The sequence below is a fragment of the Salinactinospora qingdaonensis genome, assembly GCF_039539445.1.
Taxonomy (GTDB): Bacteria; Actinomycetota; Actinomycetes; order Streptosporangiales; family Streptosporangiaceae; genus Salinactinospora; species Salinactinospora qingdaonensis.
Genome location: NZ_BAABDD010000001.1, coordinates 185289 through 202755, shown reverse-complemented (window position 1 = coordinate 202755; position 17467 = coordinate 185289). Strand labels below are relative to the sequence as shown.

18 protein-coding genes are annotated in these 17467 nt (G+C 66.9%); 14 read left to right on the top strand and 4 right to left on the bottom strand.

The features are described 5' to 3' along the window. Positions 1-226: 226 nt before the first annotated feature. A complete protein-coding gene (gene pepN / locus ABD848_RS00880; protein ID WP_344966299.1) occupies positions 227-2779 on the bottom strand; it encodes an aminopeptidase N in 2553 nt (850 codons plus the stop codon). A 260-nt stretch (positions 2780-3039) separates the two neighbouring features. Between pepN and ABD848_RS00875 the strand changes: the two genes are divergently transcribed. The 5 genes from ABD848_RS00875 to ABD848_RS00855 all read left to right on the top strand — a co-directional run bounded on the left by ABD848_RS00875 (position 3040) and on the right by ABD848_RS00855 (position 6289). Continuing rightward, positions 3040-3651, top strand: coding sequence for a mycothiol-dependent nitroreductase Rv2466c family protein (locus tag ABD848_RS00875; RefSeq protein ID WP_344966298.1), 612 nt, complete (start codon positions 3040-3042; stop codon positions 3649-3651). Between the two features lie 30 nt (positions 3652-3681). Continuing rightward, entirely contained in the window at positions 3682-3846 is a 165-nt protein-coding gene (locus tag ABD848_RS00870; protein WP_344966297.1) for a hypothetical protein, read from the top strand. Between the two features lie 114 nt (positions 3847-3960). Next, a complete protein-coding gene (locus tag ABD848_RS00865; RefSeq protein WP_344966296.1) occupies positions 3961-5385 on the top strand; it encodes an aldehyde dehydrogenase family protein in 1425 nt (474 codons plus the stop codon). Between the two features lie 208 nt (positions 5386-5593). Further along, a complete protein-coding gene (locus ABD848_RS00860; RefSeq protein ID WP_344966295.1) occupies positions 5594-5746 on the top strand; it encodes a hypothetical protein in 153 nt (50 codons plus the stop codon). 75 nt (positions 5747-5821) lie between these two features. Continuing rightward, the gene (locus tag ABD848_RS00855; RefSeq protein WP_344966294.1) at positions 5822-6289 is read left to right on the top strand and encodes a ribose-5-phosphate isomerase; all 468 of its coding nucleotides are present in this window, start codon (positions 5822-5824) and stop codon (positions 6287-6289) included. A gap of 27 nt (positions 6290-6316) precedes the next feature. On the opposite strand, the gene ABD848_RS00850 is transcribed toward ABD848_RS00855, so the two are convergent. After that, positions 6317-6619 (bottom strand): hypothetical protein, encoded by a 303-nt coding sequence (locus tag ABD848_RS00850; protein ID WP_344966293.1) that lies wholly within the window; start codon positions 6617-6619, stop codon positions 6317-6319. Between the two features lie 60 nt (positions 6620-6679). On the opposite strand from ABD848_RS00850, the gene ABD848_RS00845 reads away from it, so the two are divergent. From ABD848_RS00845 to ABD848_RS00805, 9 genes are all read left to right on the top strand, one after another. After that, the gene (locus tag ABD848_RS00845; RefSeq protein WP_344966292.1) at positions 6680-6814 is read left to right on the top strand and encodes a hypothetical protein; all 135 of its coding nucleotides are present in this window, start codon (positions 6680-6682) and stop codon (positions 6812-6814) included. Between the two features lie 423 nt (positions 6815-7237). After that, positions 7238-8341, top strand: a complete 1104-nt coding sequence (locus tag ABD848_RS00840; protein WP_344966291.1) for a PP2C family protein-serine/threonine phosphatase — start codon at positions 7238-7240, stop codon at positions 8339-8341. A 376-nt stretch (positions 8342-8717) separates the two neighbouring features. Next, the gene (gene mgtE, locus ABD848_RS00835; protein WP_344966290.1) at positions 8718-10070 is read left to right on the top strand and encodes a magnesium transporter; all 1353 of its coding nucleotides are present in this window, start codon (positions 8718-8720) and stop codon (positions 10068-10070) included. 24 nt (positions 10071-10094) lie between these two features. Beyond that, positions 10095-10421 (top strand): antitoxin, encoded by a 327-nt coding sequence (locus tag ABD848_RS00830; RefSeq protein WP_344966289.1) that lies wholly within the window; start codon positions 10095-10097, stop codon positions 10419-10421. Positions 10422-10537: 116 nt separating this feature from the next. Further along, entirely contained in the window at positions 10538-10759 is a 222-nt protein-coding gene (locus ABD848_RS00825; protein WP_344966288.1) for an antitoxin, read from the top strand. Between the two features lie 145 nt (positions 10760-10904). Beyond that, complete coding sequence (locus tag ABD848_RS00820; protein WP_344966287.1) at positions 10905-11519, top strand: GNAT family N-acetyltransferase; 615 nt, start codon at positions 10905-10907, stop codon at positions 11517-11519. 124 nt (positions 11520-11643) lie between these two features. Further along, a complete protein-coding gene (locus ABD848_RS00815) occupies positions 11644-12081 on the top strand; it encodes a (2Fe-2S) ferredoxin domain-containing protein (RefSeq protein WP_344966286.1) in 438 nt (145 codons plus the stop codon). A gap of 113 nt (positions 12082-12194) precedes the next feature. Then, a complete protein-coding gene (locus ABD848_RS00810; RefSeq protein ID WP_344966285.1) occupies positions 12195-12791 on the top strand; it encodes an acyl-CoA-like ligand-binding transcription factor in 597 nt (198 codons plus the stop codon). A 152-nt stretch (positions 12792-12943) separates the two neighbouring features. Next, entirely contained in the window at positions 12944-14545 is a 1602-nt protein-coding gene (locus ABD848_RS00805) for an MDR family MFS transporter (RefSeq protein WP_344966284.1), read from the top strand. Positions 14546-14666: 121 nt separating this feature from the next. On the opposite strand, the gene ABD848_RS00800 is transcribed toward ABD848_RS00805, so the two are convergent. Together ABD848_RS00800 and ABD848_RS00795 are read right to left on the bottom strand one after the other, a co-directional pair. Beyond that, positions 14667-15167 carry an adenylyltransferase/cytidyltransferase family protein gene (locus ABD848_RS00800; protein WP_425567374.1) on the bottom strand — a complete coding sequence of 167 codons (501 nt, stop codon included), beginning with the start codon at positions 15165-15167 and terminating at the stop codon, positions 14667-14669. A 1780-nt stretch (positions 15168-16947) separates the two neighbouring features. Then, positions 16948-17388: an ATP-binding protein gene (locus ABD848_RS00795; protein WP_344966282.1), complete on the bottom strand. Its 441-nt coding sequence runs from the start codon at positions 17386-17388 to the stop codon at positions 16948-16950. Positions 17389-17467 lie beyond the last annotated feature (79 nt).

The window sequence follows — 17467 nt, the reverse complement described above, 5'->3', positions numbered from 1 at the left end:
CCACCGTGAGCCATGACGCTGGTATCCCCGGGCGCGTGAGTGTGGCGGCGCTCGCCTGGGCTGGGTCTCTGTTTTTTGGGTAGGGCGGCGAGAGCGGGCGGTGGGCGCAAGCGGGCGCGCGCGTCCGCTCTCACCTCGCGGGGGGCCGAGATCGCGCAGCGATCGAAGCACGAGCCAACGAAGAACGTCCCATGGCCCCCCATCCCAGCCGTCCGAAAAACAGAACCTAACCGGTTGCCTTGGCCGCGTCTTTCTCTTGGGCACGTAGCGCCCGTTCGACGTCGGCGCGGCCTTCCAGCAGCAGCCGCCGCAGCGCCGGCGCCGGCTGCTCAGCCTCGATGTAGGCGTCGGTGCGCCGCACCGTGGCCTCCTCTGTGAGGTAGCGCGGGTAGGCGAGCTCGGCGAAGCCTTGCGCGAACTCGCTGGTCCACTTGTTCCACGCTTCGCCCAACAGCCCGAAGTACTTGTCCACGTAGGGGCGCAGCAGTTCGCTGTGGGCGGGCTCGGTGAACCCCAGCAGGGTCGCGCGGAACTCGGCGTTGGCCATGTCCGCCGAGGCGAGCCGGTCCCAGGTGCGCGCCTTGGCCTCAGGCGTGGGCAGGGCCGCCCGGCACCCTGCCGCGAAGCGCTCCCCGGTCGCCGTGGGGTCTGCTTCCAGTTCCGCGGTGATCTCGGCTTCGCCGGCTTCGCCGTGCACCACCAGCCGCCGCAGCAGCCGCCAGCGCAGGTCAGTGTCGATCGTCAGCCCCTCCACGGCCAGCGCGCCGTCGAGGAGGCCGCGTAGCAGCGACAGATGCTCCGTTGAGACGGCGGCGTCGGCGAAGCCCTGGGCATAGGCGAGTTGGAGGTCGCTGCCGGGCTCGGCGCTGGTGAGCAGCTCGCGCAGCCGGCTGGCCAGCAGGTCGTAGCCGACCGGGCGCCACTGCGGGTCGGCGTACTTGTCCAGCGTGGTCACCGCTTGCCGCAGCAGCATCTGTACCACCGAGACGTCGCTGACGCCCCCGATACCGGAGAGCAGCAACTGGATGTAGTCGCGTGCGGCCATCTCGGCGTCGCGTGTCATGTCCCAGGCTGCGGAGAAGCACAGCGCCCGCGGCAGCGACGCGCGGATCTCACCGATGCCCTCGATCAGGGTGTGCAGCGACCGGTCGTCCAGCCGAATCTTGGTGAAGGTGAGGTCGTCGTCGTTGAGCAGCACCAGGTCGGGGCGGCGCTCGCCCACCAGGTCCGCAACCTCGGTGCGGTCGCCGGAAACGTCGAGTTCGAGGCGCCGCCGTCGCACGATCCCGGTCTCGGTGCGGTCGTAGAGGCCGATGGCCAGCCGGTGCGACCGCAGCGTGGGGTAGTCCGGGGCGGCCTCCTGTAGCACGGCGAAGGAGGTGAAGGCTCCCTGCTCGTTCACCTCGAACTCGGGGCGCATCGTGTTCACCCCCGCGGTTTCCAGCCATTCCCGCGACCACAGCGACAGGTCGCGCCCCGAGGCGCGCTCTAGCTCGCGCAGCAGGTCGGCCAGTTCGGTGTTGCCCCAGGCGTGTTTGGCGAAGTAGGCACGCACTCCGGCGAAGAAGGCGTCGACCCCTACGTAGGCGACCAGTTGCTTGAGCACCGAGGCGCCCTTGGCGTAGGTAATGCCGTCGAAGTTCACCTCGACCGCCTGCATGTCGGGGATGTCGGCGGCGATGGGGTGCGTGGAGGGCAGTTGGTCCTGGCGCAGCGCCCACGCCTTCTCCACGTTGGCGAAGGTGGTCCAGGCATCCTGCCAGCGAGTCGCCTCGGCCTGGCAGTACACACTGGCGAAGGTCGCGAAGGACTCGTTCAGCCACAGGTCGTCCCACCAGCGCATGGTGACCAAGTCACCGAACCACATGTGGGCCATTTCGTGCAGGATCGTCTCGGCCCGGCGCTCGTAGCGGGCGTCGGTGACCCGAGAACGGAAGATGTAGTCCTCCAGGAAGGTCACGGCGCCGGCGTTTTCCATCGCTCCCGCGTTGAACTCGGGGACGAACAACTGGTCGTACTTGTCGAACGGGTACCGCAGCTCGAACACGCGGTGGTAGAAGTCAAACCCCCGCTTGGTGACGTCGAGGATGGCGTCGGCGTCGAGGTGCTCCGCCAACGAGGCGCGACAGTACACCCCTAGCGGGATGCCGTCGTGGCTGTCGCGCACTACGTGGTAGGGCCCGGCGATGAGGGCGGTGATGTAGGTCGAGATCGGCTTGGTGGCGGGGAAATGCCATCGGACCTTCGCCGCGCCCTCCTGCGGCTCCACCGGCTCGCGTTCGACGTCGGGAGCGCTGTTGGACACCACCTCGTAGTCGGCTGGGGCCAGCACACTCAGCTCGAAGCTCGCCTTGAGGTCGGGCTGGTCGAAGCAGGCGTACATCCGCTGAGCGTCGGAGGTTTCGAACTGGGAGTACAGATAAGTTTTGCCGTCGACGGGGTCCACGAAACGGTGCAGCCCTTCGCCGGTGCGCATGAACGCGGCGTCGGCCACCACCCGCAGTTCGTTGTCCGCGCTCAGCTCGGCGAGCCGAATCCGTTCCCCGTCGAAGACCTTGGCTGTGTCAAGCCCGCGCCCGTTGAGCTCGACACTATGCACCTTCGGGGCCACAAAGTCGATGAATGTGGCCGCTCCCGGCTCTGAGCAGCTAAACCGGACCACGGTGGTCGACGCGAAGGTCTGGTCGCTGCGGGTGAGATCGAGTTCGACCTCGTATGAGGCGACGCTGAGGATTCGCGCCCGCTCCCTCGCCTCGTCGCGTGTTAGGTTGCCCGCCACGGTCGCTCCCTTCACGGCCGCCGTCTCGCCGGCCCTCGTTTATGGGTCACTACCGCGCCGCCGCACGTGGAGCGCGGTGACCCCCCGTGATGTCATTTGTCGAGTTCGATACTGCCACGCATCCTCCAGGAATGCGGAACCTAGCGCGGCGGTTAGCTCCAGCGGGATTCCCCCGCCCCGGCTGTTAGCTGTTGCTCTACCCCCGGGGACACGAGACATCGGGATTCCCCAGCCCCGAATCTGAGGATGAGGAGATCAGCGTGAGCGAGCAGCCCGCCAATGTCGACTTCTGGTTTGATCCCCTGTGCCCGTGGGCCTGGCTGACCTCCCGGTGGATGCTGGAGGTCGAGAAGGTGCGCCCGGTTCGTACCCGTTGGCACGTCATGAGCTTGGCGGTGCTCAACGAGGACAAGGACGTCTCCGAGGAGTATCGCACCTTGCTGCGGGAGGCGTGGGGACCGGCGCGGGTGGCCATCGCCGCTGAGCAGCGCCTGGGCAACGATGTCCTCGGCCCTCTCTACACGGCCCTCGGCAACCGGTACCACCTCGCCAAGGAGCCGCGCACCGCCGAGACGCTCACCGCAGCGCTGACCGAGGCCGGGCTACCGGCCGACCTGGCCGAAGCCGCTGACGTCACCGACTACGATGATGCCTTGCGCAGGTCGCACCACGATGGCATGGACCGGGTCGGGTACGAGGTCGGTACCCCCGTGATTTCGGTCAACGGCGTCTCGTTCTTCGGACCCGTCGTCTCTCCGACCCCCAGGGCGGACGAAGCTGCCAAACTGTGGGACGGCGTCCTGCTCGTGGCGGGTACCGACGGCTTTTTTGAACTCAAGCGCAGCCGGACCCGCGACCCCATCTTCGACTGACAACGTGTACTCGCGATCCCGGGGGAAGGCATGAGCGCACCTGACGACGAGCGGCCGGTCGAGCTGTTCGACGACGACATCGAGATCCTGCCCGACACCGCCGTTGAGGAACGGGCGGCAGGGTGGGGCGACACGTTCGCTGACGGCGACGACGTCGCCCGTTTGCTAGAGGAACGCCCTCCCCACTGGGACTGAGAGCTTTTCCACCTGGCGGGCGCTTCCGGTTCGTCACCGGCGGCCGAAGCGCCCGTCGCGCTAGAGGGGTGGCGGGGGCACATAACAGAATTCGGTTCTGGGAAAGTGGGGTCTATGCGATCCCTTTACCTCAATGGAGCCTGGGCCGATTCCGCTTCGGCCGAGACGCTGGATGTGGTCAACCCCGCCACCGAGGAGACCATCGACCAGGTGCCAGCCGGCGATCCCAAGGACGTCGAGCGCGCCGTCGCCGCTGCCAGGGCCGCGTTTCCCACCTGGTCAGCTCTTTCGGTGAGTGAGCGCCACGCCCACCTGGCCCGGGTCCACGAACTCTTCTCCCAGCGCGCCGACGAGGTCGCGCGCACCATCGCCACCGACATCGGGGCTCCCCTGACCTTCGCCTCCCAGGTGCAGACGGGACTGCCGCTGACTATGTGGTCAACCAACCTCGACCTGATCAACGGTGAGGTGGGTGAGCGGTTCTTCAACGGGGAGCGGGTGGGCAGCTCGCTTGTCTTCCGCGAGCCCTACGGTGTCGTGGGCGCCATCACGCCGTGGAACTACCCGTTGCACCAGATCGTGCTCAAAGTGATCCCCGCTATGGCCGCGGGGAACACGGTCGTACTCAAGCCCACCGAGATCGCTCCGCTGGGCGCTTACGCGCTCGCCCAGGCCTGCCATGACGCCGGCCTGCCCGCGGGCGTGTTCAATCTCGTCTCGGGGACGGGGCCGGTGGTGGGAGAAGCCATCGCGGCCCACCCCGACATCGACATGGTGTCGTTCACCGGCTCGGTGCGCGCCGGCCAGCGGGTGGCCGAGGTAGGTGCCGCCACTGTCAAGAAGGTCGCTCTCGAACTCGGCGGGAAGTCGCCCAACGTGATCCTGCCCGACGCGGATCTGACCCGCGCCGTCAAGCGTGGGGTGGCCGACGTCATGCGCAACACCGGCCAGAGCTGTAACGCCCTCACCCGCATGCTGGTGCACCGCGACTCCTACGAGGAGGCCGTCGAACTCGCCGCGGCGGCAGCGGCCAAGGTCACCGTGGGCGACCCGTTCGACTCCACCGTTCGAATGGGACCGCTGATCTCAGCGGAGCAGCGCGAGCGAGTCCGCGGCTACATCGAGCTGGGCATCTCCGAGGGCGCGCGGCTGGTAACCGGTGGCACCGAGCCCCCTGAGGGAGTCGGCCGGGGCTACTTCGTGCGGCCCACCGTCTTCGCCGACGTGCGCAACGACATGCGCATCGCCCAAGAGGAGATCTTCGGGCCGGTCTTGGCGATCATCAGCTACGACACCGAGGAGGAGGCCGTGTCGATCGCCAACGACACCGTCTATGGCCTCAACGCCGCTGTCTGGGCCGGCAGCCAGGAGCGCGCCCTGCCGGTGGCTCGGCGACTGCGGGCCGGTCAGGTCGACATCAACGGAGCCAACTTCAACCCGCTCGCCCCCTTCGGTGGATATCGCCAATCCGGTGTTGGCCGCGAATGGGGTGCCTTTGGCCTGGAGGAGTTCTGCGAGGTCAAGTCCGTCCAGCTCTGAAGCCCTGTCCCGGCTCGCCGGCAGTGCTGTCGGTGAGCCGGGCGGGCGCGCCCCAGCGCGGCGGCCCCGCAGAGACGACGATCACATCAGCGTGGGGAATCGCTCGGGGGGCTTGCCCGTCTTGTCAACTGAGGCAGAATTTGAGGCCGCCGCTATCGGCGGTTCTGTGTGTCCGCCCCTATCGACCGACGACGAACCGAGGTGTGCGTTGCGCAAGGCTCCCGTCTCCAAGGCCGCTCCCCTGGGCAGCGACCTGAAAGCCATCGTGCTGGTCAATCTCCTGGCGCTGGCCTCCCTCGCCCTCTTCGCCCTTCTGGGGATGGGGATCGCCACAGCGGCCACCGGCCTGCCGCTAGGCTAGTGCCCGTCTTCGGCAGATGCCGCCGTTGGCGGGCGCGCGTGTCGCGCCCGCCGGCGCCCCTGCCAAACTAGGCGTGTGCGTGTTTACCTTGGATCCGATCATGCGGGCTACGAGCTCAAAGAACACCTCATCTCCTGGTTGAAGGAGCAGGGCCACGAGGCCATCGACGCCGGACCCTTCCACTACGATCCGGCCGACCACTATCCGCCGTTCGTCTTGCGCGCTGCCGAGGGCGTCGCGGGGGAGCCCGGCTCCCTGGGGGTGGTGATCGGTGGCTCCGGCAACGGAGAGCAGATCGCCGCCAACAAGGTCGCCGGCGTGCGCGCCGCGCTGGCCTGGAGCACCGAGACCGCCGCGCTGGCACGCCAGCACAACGACGCCAACGTCGTCGCCATAGGTGCGCGGATGCACACCACGGCCGAGGCCGTCGGCTTTGTCGAGACTTTCCTCACCACCGCTTACAGCGGTGAGGAGCGTCACACGTGCCGTATCGACATGCTTGACCGCTATGAGCGCAGTGGGGAGTTGCCGCCGCTGCCATAGCGGCCTGGGCCACGCCCTGTGACCGACTCACCTGCGGCGCCGCCCGCCGCGGCGCCGCCCTCGCCCGCGTCCCTTGGGCACCGGCGCAGGGGGCACCACCAACGGCTCGGGACTTTCGGTGGACGGCTGCGCCGGTGGCGAGCCGGCGCTGCCACGCTCGTCTCGGCTCGCCGGAGCCGTGGTGCCGTCTGCTCGCGTCTCCGTGGTGACCGGGGCGCTCTCGGCCGGTTCCTCAGTGGCGCTTGGGGCGGGAGCGTCGTCGGTGCCGCGCGGCCGTGAGACATCCCGTGCCCGCATGGCCGCCGACAGTGTGATGTGGGTGCGGGCCATGTCGTGTTCACCCCTCTCCCGCGATCGTGTGCGCTTTGCCGTGACGCTAGTACCGCGCTGGTGGCCCTGCAACGCCCCGCACTCGTGGCGCGGACAGTCGGTAGGCGCGTCGTTGACCTGCCTGCGCTGGCCATTCCCGCTTTGGCCACGGGACTCGCCGGCGTGGGGCATGCCCTGCCGATCCCCCGCCGATGATGGGGACATGTCGGATCGGCCTATCAGCCGTGTCCGTTGCGGGCACCGATCCGTCGCGCGGCCTGCTGGAGTGGTGGCTCACCTGTCTCGCGAGGGGCCTCACACCCCGCGCCCGCAATGATGAATGTCCCAAACTCGGGTTTCATGATTGTCCGGCTGGGGGTTTCTCGTGGATTACCTCACCGGAGACGGCTGGACGCCTGACGGCCGGGGCTCTCTCTGCTCATACTGGACTATGGGTAGTTGTGCGGAGTTTTCGGCGTGCACGCTGGAGAGGTATTGGCCGGTTCTTTACAGCGGGGCCGGGGCGCGCCGCTGCGATACATACCCGCCGTCTGATACCTCCAGATTTCGGGTGATCCGTGCCGTTGTGGTCGTTCAAAGCGTGCTTGGGATGGTTTTGCACGCTACAGTGCGGCAACGATGATCGGCTCGCGTGCTCCGAAACTCGTTCGCCAGGTGAGGCACCTGTGGCAACGAGCGGTCGCGCTACTCCGCCGCAAGGTGCTCTTCCGCTACCGCCTGGTCCTCATCACGCTGGTGATGCTGGCGCTTGGCATCGGTATCGGCGCGGTCTGGGGGCCGCACGGCTGGTTCCCGCCGAGTGCCGTCATCCTCACGGTCCTGGCCGGCGGTCTGCTGCTCAAACGCAAGAGCTTGGCATTCCTGCTCGTGGTCGTGGCCGTGGTGCTGCTGTTCACCGCCTTCGCCCTCGACTTCGGGCAAGTGGGTCCCGGCCTGCTCGTCACCATTGGTGTCACCGCCGTACTGGCCTATCTGCTCTCGGGCGTGCGCGAACGGTTGGGTGTGCAGGGCCTCAGCGGGGAGAAGATGCTGCTGGAGCTGCGCGACCGGCTGCGCGCTCAAGGGCAGTTGCCCAACCTCGGCTCAGGGTGGGGAACCAAGGCGGTCCTGCGCCAAGCCGGTGGCTCCTCCTTCGGCGGTGACTTCGTCGTCTCCATCCGCCGCGGCAACCGGCTCGAGGTGGCCGTCGTGGACGTCTCCGGCAAAGGCGTCGACGCCGGTACCCGCGCTCTGCTGCTGTCGGGGGCCTTTGGTGGGCTGATCAGCGCCGTCCCCAGCACCGAATTCCTCTCTCACTGCAACGACTACCTCATGCGCACCGCTGTCGGAGAGGGGTTTGTCACCGCGGTCCACCTCAGTATCGATCTCACCACCGGCGACTACCTCATCGCCTCAGCCGGCCACCCACCCGCCGTGCAGTTCGACAGCGGCAAGGGCTGCTGGGGCACCACCGACGCCAAAGGCGTCGTTCTCGGTGTCATCCCCGAGATGAGCTACACCCCCGTCAAAGGGCGGCTGCGCCCCGGCGACGCCATCATGCTCTACACCGACGGCCTCATCGAAACGCCCGGCGAGGACCTCGATTCCGGGGTCGACCGGCTGCTCTCCGTCTCCGAGCACCTGGTGACCAGGGGGTTCTCCCAAGGTGCCGTCGGGGTCGTCGATACCCTCAGCCGCGACAAGAACGATGACTGCGCGCTCGTGATCGTCTGGCGCTCCTGACGGTGCTCCGACAAGGGGAGTGACGGCGGGCCAACGTCGGGCTGAACGCCGCCCACCGCGTGACCGACAGTCTGCCCCCTGTGGTCGGGGACATGCCGTCGAGCGCCACGACACGGGTAAAGTCGAGGTGTTCCTTGGGTGGGGGAGTGACGCATCGCCCCGCATCCCCTGCGCCCCATCCGCGGTCCTGGACTCCGGGACGGACGAGGCCGCGGCGCCGGTACGCCGACCCGCGCAGCGGAGCACGTGTCACACCCGACAGCCCAACACCGGCCGGTTCGCGGATATCCCGGCATCGCACGTTCCCACGTGGGCTCAGCGTCCATCACGGCATGCACCGGCTACACCCGCGCGTGACGACAAGGGGGTGCTCAGCATGGCTGACGGCGAGCGACAGCTCGAACCCAGCGGCTTGGCCGACCTGGTGGAGAGCAACGATCTCACCGACATGCGGCTGTGGCTGGCTGAACATCCCCCTTACGAGATCGCCGACGAACTCGCGCGCATGGACAGCCACCTGGCCATCATCCCGTTCCGGCTGTTGGACAAGGACCGCGAACTTGAGGTGTTCGAGGAGCTGGACCCGGTCCACCAGCAGGAGATCCTCATGGGGCTGCGCGATGGCGCCTTTCGCGAACTCCTGGAGGAGATGGACCCCGATGACCGTGCCCGCCTGATCGGGGAGGCTCCGGCCAAGATCGCCACCCGTGCCCTGGCCGGTCTCAGCCCGGCCGAACGCAAGATGACCGCGGCGCTGCTGGGCTACCCGGAGGGCTCTGTCGGCCGCTACATGACCCCCGAGACGGTCATCTTGCACCGTGACCTCACGATCGCGCGGGCGCTGGAGGTCGTGCGCGCCAAAGGCGCCGACGCCGAGAACATCTACACATTGCCGGTCGTCGACGACGGGCGGCGCCTCGCCGGCACCGTCCAACTCGGTGACCTCGTCGTCAGCGAGCCTGACACGCTGATCAAAGACGTGGTCGACGTTTTCGTGCCCCGGGTGCAAGCCAGCGAGCCCGCCGAGGACGCCGCCCGACTCATGCAGCAGGCCAACTTGGTCGCGTTGCCGGTCGTCGACTCCGAAGAGCGCTTCGTTGGCATCCTCACCTTCGATGACGCCATCGAACTGATCGAGGCAGCCGACTCCGAGGACATCGCCCGCCAGTCCGGCGCCAGCCCGGTGGCCGGCCACTATGTTGCGGCCTCGGTGCTACGGCTGGCCCGCGCGCGCTCGGTGTGGCTGCTGCTGCTCATCGTGGCCTCAACCCTCACGGTCAACGTCATGCAGGGCTTCGAGGCCACCTTGGAGGAAGTCACCGCCCTCGCCCTCTTCGTGCCCATGCTGACCGGGACCGGGGGCAATGTGGGCTCCCAGTCGGCGACCGCGATCGTGCGTGCCCTGGCTGTGGGCGAGGTGCGCCTGCGCGACCTGCCCAAAGTCGCGTGGAAAGAGTCGCGGGTGGGCGTCGTTTTGGGGATAATGCTCGCCGCGATCGCGCTGCTCATCGGGTCGTTTCTCGTCGGCGTCGATATCGCGGTCGCGGTGGCGATGTCAGTCATCGCGATCTGCATCTGGGCCGCGGTCATCGGCAGTACCATGCCGCTGCTGGCACGGCGGGTCGGCGTCGATCCCGCCGTGGTTTCCGCCCCCTTGGTGTCGACTCTGGTCGACGCCACAGGCCTGCTCATCTACTTCACGATCGCTCGCGCGGTTTTGGGGATCTGACCGCGTTAGCGCCGACACGCTCGCATGACCGCGCGGCCGGTGGGTAGCGGCGCGGCGAAAGACCACCGCCGTCAGTACAACTGTGAGGGGATCGTCATGGCCGGGCTCGGCGAGGCTTTCGACAAGGCCAAGAAGACCGCCAGTGAGCACAGCGAGCAGGTCTCCCAAGGCGCCGAAAAGGTGGGGGAGTTCGTCAAAGAGAAGACGGGCGGCAAGTACGACGAGCAGATCGACAAGGCCACGGAGAAAGCCACCGACTACCTCACCGATGACCAGCAAGACCAACAGGACGAGTCCGACGAGCCGCGCGAGCAGCAGGGAGAGGCCGCTGAGCGCGAGCAGAACAAGTAACCCCGCCGCAACACCGCCGTCAGCGTTCTTTACGTCGGAACTACGCGCAGGGCCGTATCGTCGTATCTGTGACGGCCGGTTAGCCCCGGCCGGGAGGGGAGATGATGATGGCCAGTATGAAGCGCCTCTTGTGGCAAGTGCTGAAGTACGCGCGGAAAAATCCTGACCAGGTCAACCGCAGCGTCCGCTCGGCGAGCGACTACGTCAAGCGGCGCACCGGCGGTAAGTACAACCGCCACCTCGATAAGGTCACCCGCACGGCTGAGCAGTACCTCGGCCATAGCAACCGGCATTCGGGCCATGACACCCGGATGGACCGCCGACGCCGCCCCTACTGACCGCTCGCCCTGCCCTTAGGTGCCCAAAGGCAACCGCGTCGCGGTTGCCCCGGGGCCTTCTCACCACCCGTGGTGGGGTATCGCCTACCCACGCGGCCGGCCCTGTTCTCTTGTCGCTGGCCGGTTGCACTGGCAGCATCAGTGCATGCAACGACCTCCCGCGACGCTCGAATCCGCGGATATCCGGCTGCGCCGCTGGCGCCAGGACGAGGCCGAGGTTGTCTACCGGTTGGTGCGGGAGTCCTACGACCACCTACTGCCCTGGATGGCGTGGGTGCGCGACTACACCCGCAACGACGCCCGCTCGTTCATCGCTGCCACCGTTGTGAAGTGGCAAACGGGCGAGGAGTTCGATTTCGCGGTCTGCGTCGGAGCCGGGCCGGTGGGTTCGATCGGGGTGATGATGAAGGGGCCCGACGCTGACCACTGTCCCCCACCGGGGGGACCTCGCTCCGGGGCCGAGATCGGCTACTGGCTCCACCCGGCCCATACCGGCCACGGCATCATGACTCATGCTGTGGCCATGCTGCTGGAACCGACCTTTGCCCTGCCCGGGGTCGAATGGGTACAGATCATCCACGATCGGGCCAATGCCGCCAGCGAGGGTGTGCCGCGACGGCTCGGCTTCACCCAGCTCACTCGCCACGCTCCTCCGCAAAGCCCGGTGACCTCGGGGGAGGTGGGGGAGGACGTGGTGTGGCGGATAACACCGGCCGAACTCAGGGCCGGTTCGCCGCCCGGTACGTCCACCGGAGGCTAAGAGCCGAGTGCCGTGGCGCTCCAGTGGCCTCCCGTCCCCGGGGCCGTGCCCGCCCACGACCTGCCTGAACTGGGTCGATACCGTTGAGTACGGTGCGCTCCTCAGGTGTGCTCAGGTATGGAAGGTGAAGGCGGAGTTGAGTGAAAGACCGTGTCGGCTCGTGGTGTGCCGTGGCTGCTGCTGTGGCACCAAAAAGAAACGTCCCGGGGTTGACCACAAGGGGCAGTGGCGCCGGCTGAAATCGTTGCGCGACGACGAGGGGCGAGACGTGCCGGCGCGGACCAGCGACTGCCTCGGGATTTGTTTTCAGGCCAACGTCGTGGTGGTCCACCCTTCGTCTCGCGGACGGGAAGCGGGGGCGCGGCCGGTCTGGCTCGGCGATGTGACCTCCGACAGTCTCGTCGACGCCATCGACGGCTGGGTGGCAGCCGGTGGCCCCGGCGTGTCCGAGGTGCCGACTGCGCTCACCGATCATGTCACCTCCAAGGACGCCAAGAAGCCTAAAAAGGACAAGAAGTCCAAAAAGGGCAAAAAAGAAAAAAAGGGTAAGGGTAAGAAGTAGTCTCCGCTGTGCTCGGCGTGACATGCCCGTTGTGACTGGTGTCACGGAATGCAGGGCGATCGGTTGTGGTTTTGCATGTTGTGCAAATTTGCTCGACATGTAACGATGTTGTCATGGGGGAAGGACGGGAACTCGGCCTGCGCGAGCGCAAAAAGATCGCCACCCGCCGAGCGTTGCAGCAGCATACGATCCGGCTCGTGATCGAACGCGGTCTCGACAACGTCACCGTTGAAGAGATCACCGCTGCTGCCGAGGTCTCGCCGCGGACCTTCTTCAACTACTTTCCGTCCAAGGAAGAGGCACTCGTCGGTCACCACCCCAGCGTTCCCGACGAGGACGCGCGCCAGCTCTTCGTCTCGGGCGGCCCCACAGGGAAGCTCGTCGATGACCTCAAGCACTACCTCTCCCAGCAGGCAGAGGAGGGCACCCCCTCACCAGAGGATCTGCGCCTACGCCACCGCCTGCTCGAACAGGAGCCGCAGCTCACACCACTGTTCCTGTCGCGCTTCGCCAAGGTGGAGCAAGCAGTGGCCGAAGCCGTCGCCGAACGCATCGGTGACGCTCCTGGAAACGTGCGTCCACAGTTGATCGCGGCCGTGGGGGCCGCGGCGCTGCGCTTGGCCATCCGGCGATGGAAAGGCGAAGACAGCGCCGGCAGCCTCAGCGACGCCATCGACGAATCCTTCGGCGCTCTCAACGAAGTTTTCTGAAACTTCCGAGGTCGGGCCACCACCCCGCGCCGCCCGCGTCCCATCTCCACCCCCACCAGTTCACCATTGCGGAACCACACGGGTCTCCCGCTTCGATCACTCTGGTCGCGCTCGCTCGCGGCCGTGCAGCACACCAGAAGTTTCGAGGGCAGATGACAACCGCAAGAGCGCAAGAACCGCCTCCGCCACCGGAGACCGGTGCACCACTGAACCAGCGTCAGATCATCTGGGTCTTCATCGGCGTGATGTTGACGATGCTCTTAGCCGCCCTAGACCAAACCATCGTCTCCACAGCGCTTCCCACCATCGTCGGTGAGCTCAACGGGCTGGAACACCTGTCATGGGTGGTGACCGCCTACATTCTGGCCGCCACGATCGGCATGCCCATCTACGGCAAGGCCGGCGACCTCTTCGGTCGCAAGAAGGTCTTCCAATTCGCCATCGTCGTCTTCCTCATCGGCTCGATCCTGTGCGGAATCGCCCAGGACATGACCCAACTCATCCTCTTCCGGGCGTTGCAGGGGATCGGCGGCGGTGGGCTGATGATCGGCGCGCAGTCCATCATCGCCGAAGTCGTCGCCCCCCGCGAGCGCGGCAAGTACATGGGCTTCATGGGGGGAGTCTTCGGCATCGCCTCGGTGGCCGGCCCGCTGCTGGGCGGCGTATTCACCGACCACCTCGACTGGCGCTGGATCTTCTACATCAACCTGCCGCTGGGCGCCGTCGCCCTCATCGTCACCGCGATCGTGCTCAAGCTGCCCAGGAAGTCCGGCCCCAAGCCCAAGCTCGACTACCTCGGCACTTTGCTGCTGGCCATCGCCAGCGCCTCCATCGTGCTCTTCACGAGCTGGGGCGGCAGCCAGTACGAGTGGGATGACCCCATCATCATCGCCCTCGCTGTAGCCGCTGTTGTGGCGGCTGTACTGTTCGTCGTCGCCGAGCGCTTCGCCGACGAGCCGATCATTCCGCTACGGCTGTTCCGCGACCGCAACTTCAACCTCACCGCCCTCGTCGGTGTGACCGTCGGGGTAGCGATGTTTTCCACCATCGCCTATCTGCCCACCTTCATGCAGATGGTCAAGGGCGCCTCGGCGACCGCATCGGGGCTGCTCATGCTGCCCGTGGTCGTCGGAATGCTCGGGGCCACCATCACCACCGGCCGGATCATTTCCGCTACCGGCAGATACAAGGCCTGGCCGATAGCGGGCACGGCGACGATCATGCTCGGGTTGACGCTGCTGTCACAGATGAACGCCGACACTCCCTACTTCTACAACGCCACTGCTATGTTCACGTTGGGCCTGGGAGTGGGCATGGTCATGCAAAACCTGGTGCTGATCGTGCAGAACACCGCCGAGCGGCGCGACCTGGGCGCGGCGACTTCGGCCAACAACTACTTCCGCCAGATCGGCGCCTCGTTTGGTATCTCGGTGTTCGGGGCGATCTTCGTCACCCGGCTACAGGACCAGATGGCCGCAGCGCCCCAGCGTGTCGCTGAGGGGCTGCGGGTGCAAGGCGGCGAAGCCGGCCTCAGCTCACTGACCCCGGACATGTTGGCGGCTTTCCCCGCCCCGGTCCGCGAGATCATCGTCAACGCTTTCGCCGAGGCGCTGCCGCCGATCTTCCTCTACGCGGTGCCCATCGCCTTCGTCGGTTTCGTGCTCAGCTTCTTCATCATTGAAAAGCCGCTGTCGAAGACCGTGGGAACCTCCCCGTCCAGCCAGTCGCGCCCCGAACCGGAGTCGACACCTTAAGGGCAGAGCCACTCATGACCCCACGGGCTCACTCGGGCTTGGGCGCCCCTGACCGGCGTCCTTGCCCGGGATCGCCCTCACATCCACGCCTTGCCTTCTGGCCCGGCTGGCCCAGTCGTGGCTACAACTGTTGGGAGAGTTGGTTCAGCACCGTGGTCGTGGAGCGTCCCTGCGTCAGGGGGAGTTCCCACGACTGCGCCCCGAGCGCCTCGGCGCCGCGCCGTTTGGCGTCGGTGTGCGGGTCGCCTTGGGTGTGGGCCAGCGCCGCCGGGCGTAGCGGTCGCAGCAATTCAGCGTAGTCCTGCCAGGAGACGCGCGTGGGCGGCCCGGAGATGATGAAGACGCCGTCGACACACCTCAGCGCTGCCAGCATCTCGGCGCGCTCGTTCTCGGGGGTGATGGGCCGCTCAGGCCCTTTCCAGGCGCGTACACGCTCGTCGCCCTCCACGCCTACCACCAGCGGCAGGCCGCGCTCGCGCAGTGCCGTCAGAAAGCGCACGTGACCGACGTGCAACACGTCGAATGCCCCGGTCACGATCACCGGCGCGGTAGCCGGCGGAGCGGCGAACCACGCCAGCGACAGCGGGGAAGTGCCGTTTGGTGAGCGATCCATACTCCCCATCATTCACCCAGCTCTGATGCGATGTCCCGGCCTTGGTGGCGCCTCTCGCGGCGCCAACGACCGAGAGGGTGACACCCCCGGCGCACAAGATACCCCGCCAGCCGTTCCCGCTCGCACGCCGGGGCACGCGAGTTCCCCGGTCTTTCACGATCGTTAACCAAGAGCCGTTAAGGCAAGGCCGACACACGACCATGCGAGCAGCCGCAAGGGGAGGCACGTAACGGCGGGGTGATCCCCGCACGTACCTGGTACCGGCTCTATGCGGAGCATTACGGGACCTGCAAGGTCGACGGCGCGTCGGCAGGGGAGCTTTCCCGCGTGGGTGGTGTCCGGCACCTAACCGGCGTACCTGCGGTACAGAAGGTCGCCGAGTGAGGCATACCGGCGCGGAATAGCCAACTTAGACCATTTCACCGGCACCACGGGGGAGGAAACACGGCGGGGGAGCGGGCCGCGCGCGAAACTCGACGAGGCTCGGCGTAACAAGAACGTGACCAACGCCACCGATGACGGGGATGACGACGATCCGCCGCTTGCCGGGGCTCGGGTCTGAGCATCGGGCACGTAGCGGGCACGCGGGATTCTCCGGTGCCCGACACGGATAGGGGCCAGGTGACCGGGATTTCCGTGGCTACCTGGCCCTTCGTCGTCAAGAGCGGGCGACGGGAATCGAACCCGCACGACCAGCTTGGAAGGTCGGTGCGCCGTTTCCCGCGCTGCCGCACCTCGTTCGTGACCTGCCCCCAAGCGGCACGCTGCCCGCTGAGTCCCCGTCGTTTACCGCCGTTGTCCGCCCTGTGTGGCACATGCGTGGCACGTGCCGGGGGAAGTCGCGGCCTGTTCTCCGGCAAGCCTGAGGGCTGCTGAGAGCGGTGTGTGCGGCTCTCCGGCCAGGACTGCCTCCACCGTCATGGGCTCGCTGGGGCCTGGGGCTCTCATGTGGTGCCCGATGTTCGGCTTCCCAGAGGTTCCAACAGGCAGGTGAAGGAAGCTCCAGCACTGGGAGCGGGAGAGTAGCGTCGTAATTTCCCCTACTCGGCGCCGCTCGGCCGTGGCACGATGGAGTGTGTTTGGTGCTGTGTACAGCCTCGCGCGGTCGGGGGCGAGAACCCATGATCGCGTGCAGCGGGTTTTCGCAGCTCAGATACGGCGACCGGTCGGTTTGTGAGGTGGGTCTCCGCCATTTTGGTGGGTGCGGGGATGATCGCGTGCAATCGGACATCGTCCGTGCAGGTCAGACCACCTAAAAAACCGGAAGGGTTCCGAAGGACGTCCAAGCCCGAAGGGCATAGAAACTCCAGTGATTCTGTGCTTCCTTCAGTGTCGATGACGACAGTCTTGTTCCGAAGGGCGTCCAAGCCCGAAGGGCGTGAACGTTTTACGTTTTCGGATGGGGCGTTTCTTCAGCAACCCCAGCGGTGAGTAACCGCGGTTTCCGGTCCGTGGTGCTCGATCGCGCCGGGGCCAGTGCCATAGACAGGCAGGGTCGCGCGATCGTGTGCCACGGGTCTCAGAACGTCAGCAACCATGGGGCCTGTAGCCGAGCGAACGGGCGTGGCGCTTCCGGGACCTATCCGCCGCTGTGGCGCGTCTCTGCGTCCTGGGGGCGGCGCTGGTGACTGGGGCCGTGGGGTTGGTCTGCTCTGTCCGTTGCTCGGCCGACGGGGCGCGGTCGGGACCGGGCGGCAGCCCGCAGCCCGGGCGCGCCCCGTCGGGCGGGTGCGTCGGCGCGAAGCGCCGGCGCCTTGATCCCACATAGCCCAATTCGGCAATGCTGTGGCTAGAGGTTGTGTGGTGCTGGACTGTGGCAGTGGAGGGTGGCCCAGGTTTTGCGGCCGGTGGTGTCGGTGTGGGTGCCCCAGTGGTCGGCGATGGTGTCGACGAGGTAGAGGCCGCGGCCGTGTTCGGTGTCGGGGCCGGGTTGGGTCAGGTGGGGGGTGTTGTTCCAGCTTCCGGCGTCGTGGACGGTGACGCGGGCGTGCTGGGTTGGGGTGTGTTCGATGGTGACGTGGAACCCGGTGGTCCAGTTGCTCGAGAGGGTGTGGTGGAGGGCGTTGGTGGCCAGTTCGCTGGCGAGTAGGGCGGCGGCGTCGCTGCGGGGGCAGCCGTTGAGGTGGGTGGTGATGAAGCGGCGGACGTCGCGGATGGAGGTGGCATCTCCGGGGAACCATCGGCACGCGGCGATCTCGGGGTGGTGTGCTTGGTCGTGGGAGATGGGCATTGCGGTCTCACCTCGCGTTTTGGGCAACTCGGGAGACAATGAGCTGCATAGCTAGTACTATTAGTACGGCTACCGTACT

Bases quoted from the DNA above. Each gene is read 5' to 3' on its own strand.
- ABD848_RS00870 (WP_344966297.1), top strand. From the start codon at position 3,682: ATGAGCGCACCTGACGACGAGCGGCCGGTCGAGCTGTTCGACGACGAC.
- ABD848_RS00865 (WP_344966296.1), top strand. From the start codon at position 3,961: ATGCGATCCCTTTACCTCAATGGAGCCTGGGCCGATTCCGCTTCGGCC.
- ABD848_RS00850 (WP_344966293.1), bottom strand. From the start codon at position 6,619: ATGGCCCGCACCCACATCACACTGTCGGCGGCCATGCGGGCACGGGAT.
- ABD848_RS00840 (WP_344966291.1), top strand. From the start codon at position 7,238: ATGATCGGCTCGCGTGCTCCGAAACTCGTTCGCCAGGTGAGGCACCTG.
- mgtE (WP_344966290.1), top strand. From the start codon at position 8,718: ATGGCTGACGGCGAGCGACAGCTCGAACCCAGCGGCTTGGCCGACCTG.
- ABD848_RS00830 (WP_344966289.1), top strand. From the start codon at position 10,095: ATGACCGCGCGGCCGGTGGGTAGCGGCGCGGCGAAAGACCACCGCCGT.
- ABD848_RS00825 (WP_344966288.1), top strand. From the start codon at position 10,538: ATGAAGCGCCTCTTGTGGCAAGTGCTGAAGTACGCGCGGAAAAATCCT.
- ABD848_RS00820 (WP_344966287.1), top strand. From the start codon at position 10,905: ATGCAACGACCTCCCGCGACGCTCGAATCCGCGGATATCCGGCTGCGC.
- ABD848_RS00810 (WP_344966285.1), top strand. From the start codon at position 12,195: ATGGGGGAAGGACGGGAACTCGGCCTGCGCGAGCGCAAAAAGATCGCC.
- ABD848_RS00805 (WP_344966284.1), top strand. From the start codon at position 12,944: ATGACAACCGCAAGAGCGCAAGAACCGCCTCCGCCACCGGAGACCGGT.
- ABD848_RS00800 (WP_425567374.1), bottom strand. From the start codon at position 15,167: ATGGGGAGTATGGATCGCTCACCAAACGGCACTTCCCCGCTGTCGCTG.
- ABD848_RS00795 (WP_344966282.1), bottom strand. From the start codon at position 17,388: ATGCCCATCTCCCACGACCAAGCACACCACCCCGAGATCGCCGCGTGC.